The sequence below is a fragment of the Deltaproteobacteria bacterium genome (genome assembly GCA_016234845.1).
Classification (GTDB): Bacteria; Desulfobacterota; Deferrimicrobia; order Deferrimicrobiales; family Deferrimicrobiaceae; genus JACRNP01.
In genome coordinates this window covers 1-2,730 of sequence record JACRNP010000089.1, presented here as the reverse complement: position 1 = coordinate 2,730, position 2,730 = coordinate 1, and the positions used below count along the sequence as shown (strand labels likewise).

Sequence of the window (2,730 nt, the reverse complement as noted above, 5' to 3'; positions counted from 1 at the left end):
ATGGGGATGGCGTTCGCCTCCACGCTGGACGACGGGGAGACGTTCACGACCCTGGAGATCAAGGTCAATTATCTTCGCCCTGTCTTCGAGGGGAAACTGTACGCGAACGCGATGGTGGTCCATCGCGGCCGGACGGTGGGAATGGTGGAGTGCGACGTCGCCACGGAGGACGGCAAGCTCGTCGCCCGCGCCGTCTCCACCTGCTCCGTGCTCCGGGGGGAGAAGGCGGAAGGACGGTAGGCCGTGGAGAGCTTCGCGGTTCTCGTCGGCCGGTACGGCGTCGCGGCGGTATTCCTCTTCACCTTCCTGGAAAACGCCGGGCTTCCGATCCCGGCGTTCCCGGTCCTGATGCTCGCGGGGGCGTACGCCTCCACGCGGCACGCCGCCGCGCCTCTCATCGTGGCGGTCGGGGTGGCCGGCGCGCTCCTCGCGGACGGAATCTGGTACTTCGTCGGCCGGTGGCGCGGGAAGCGGGTGCTCGATCGCCTGTGCCGGATTTCGTTCAACCCGGACGCGTGCCTGGAACGGGCGGTGGACGGGTTCCACCGGCGGAAGAGCGCCACCATCCTGTTCGCGAAATTCCTCCCCGGCGTGAACACGATCGTGCCGCCGCTGGCGGGGGTCGCGTCGATGCCGCTCCCCGCCTTTCTCCTCCTGGACTTCGCCGGAGCCCTGATGTGGGCCGGAAGCGGGGTCGCGCTCGGGTTCCTCTTCGGCGAGGAGATCGCGGCGTCGGCCCGCGGAGTCCAGGGGATGTTGGGGTGGATCCTCGCAGGCGGGCTTTGCGCCACCGTAGCGTGGAGGATCGGCTACCGGTTCTGGCTGGTGAAACGGTACGCCGCGCCGCGCTTCGATCCGGAGGAGGTCCACCGCCGGATGCTCTCGGGAGAGGGGCTCCTCGTTCTCGACCTTCGGCGCGACGACGATTACGACGCATCCGACCGGATGATCGCGGGCGCGGTGCGCGTTCGTCCCGCCTCGTTCCACCGGCAAGTCCACCATCTCCCCCGGGACCGGGACCTCGTCTTCTACTGCACCTGACCGGGCGAGGCCACCAGCGCCAGTCTGGCGCGGATCCTCATGAAGCGCGGGTTCGATCGGGTCGGGGTGATCCACGGCGGGTTCGACGCGTGGCTCCGGCGTGACCTCCCCACGCAGCCGACCGCCCAAACCGCTTGACGGTTGGGTGGGGCGGGATTATATTTTCCTGTCTGCCGCCTCACGATCCCTGGTAGCTCAACCGGCAGAGCGGGTGGCTGTTAACCACTAGGTTGCAGGTTCGAGTCCTGCCCAGGGAGCCAGCACTTTTCAAGGCCCGCCAGGGTTTTCCCTGCGCGGGCCTTTTTCATTGCGGTTCCCACGCAGTACTCGCCCCACCCAGGGGGCTGAGTGTTGGGTGTATCGCGAATTCTTTATACGAATAACGCATTTGTTTGTTATGCTTTCGACGACGACGGACGATCTGGAGAAAGGTCGCCACCTATGAATAGCGTCGACCCCAACCCTCCTCCCGACATCTCGGATCTCACGTGCGGCGACCACCTCTGCTGTATTTTCGAGACCGACGAACAACACAGGGCTCTACTGACGTCTTTTCTGCGCCAAGGTCTCGAACGGAATGGGAAAGTCGTTTATATCGCCGACACCCGGACCGCGGAGGCCGTCCTCGGGTACGTAAAGCAGGAAGGGCTCGACCCGCATCCGTTAGTCGAAATTGGCCGGTTGACCGTCTTGTCGGCTGAAGACGTCTACATGCGCGAAGGGGTATTCGTCCCCGACCGGATGATTTCGTTCCTACGGACGCTCGCCGACCAAGCCGTCGCCGAAGGATACGACGCGCTGCATGTAACCGGCGAGATGTCGTGGGCCTTGAGGGGCCTTCACGGGACGGAGACGGATCGCCTCATCGAGTACGAATCGAAGCTCGATGCGTTTCTCCCCGACAGCCGGTGCGTGGTCCTCTGCCAATACGACCGCAGACTGTTCTCCCCGGCGCTTCTCGTTCGGGTGCTCGCCACGCACCGGGTCGCCGTCGTCGGGACGGAAGCCTTCGAAAACCCCCACTGCATTCCCCCCGAAGCCTTCCTCACGCGGGAATTCCCGACGGCGGTACTGGACCACTGGATTGAGGGACTGAGGGGCCGCAGAGATGCGAAAAGGGCCGAGGAATCGCTGCGCCGGAGCGAGGAGAAGTTCAAGTATGTCTTCGACCATTCCATCATCGGCAAGTCGCTGACCCTTCCTACGGGCGAGCTGTACGTCAACGACGCGTTCTGCGAGCTGCTGGGGTACTCCCGGGAGGAGCTGGTCTCCCGCAGATGGCAGGATATCACTCCCTCCGAAGACATCGAGCTGGTTCAGCGCTCGATAGATCCTCTTTTAGCAGGCGAGCGGGAATCGGTACGCTTCGTCAAGCGATACCTTCATAATAACGGATCCATCGTGTGGGCCGAGGTGGCCACATCCTTGCGGCGGGACGAGAAGGGGAAGCCGCTCCACTTCCTGACCAGCATCAACGACATTACCGAGCGCAAGCGTGCGGAGGAGGTCAGGTCGCACCTTGCATCCATCGTCGAGTCCTCCGACGATGCGATCATCGGAAAGACGCTGGAAGGGACCGTTACGAGCTGGAACAGGGGCGCGGAAAGGCTTTACGGATATGCGGCCGCGGAAGCCTTGGGCAGGAAGGTGTCCTTCCTCGTTCCGCCCGATTGCGATGATGACGTTCCT

At 63.9% G+C, this 2,730-nt stretch carries 3 protein-coding genes and 1 tRNA gene; all 4 read left to right on the top strand.

The features are described from left to right. The coding region (locus tag HZB86_06685; protein ID MBI5905223.1) for a PaaI family thioesterase at nt 1-240 on the top strand (240 nt) is incomplete at its 5' end. A 3-nt stretch (nt 241-243) separates the two neighbouring features. Continuing rightward, nucleotides 244-1,041: a DedA family protein gene (locus HZB86_06680; GenBank protein ID MBI5905222.1), complete on the top strand. Its 798-nt coding sequence runs from the start codon at nt 244-246 to the stop codon at nt 1,039-1,041. Between the two features lie 184 nt (nt 1,042-1,225). Further along, a tRNA-Asn gene (locus tag HZB86_06675) sits at nt 1,226-1,301 on the top strand. Nucleotides 1,302-1,482: 181 nt separating this feature from the next. Then, nucleotides 1,483-2,730, top strand: a 1,248-nt coding sequence (locus HZB86_06670) for an MEDS domain-containing protein (GenBank protein MBI5905221.1), incomplete at its 3' end; no start/stop codon positions are given.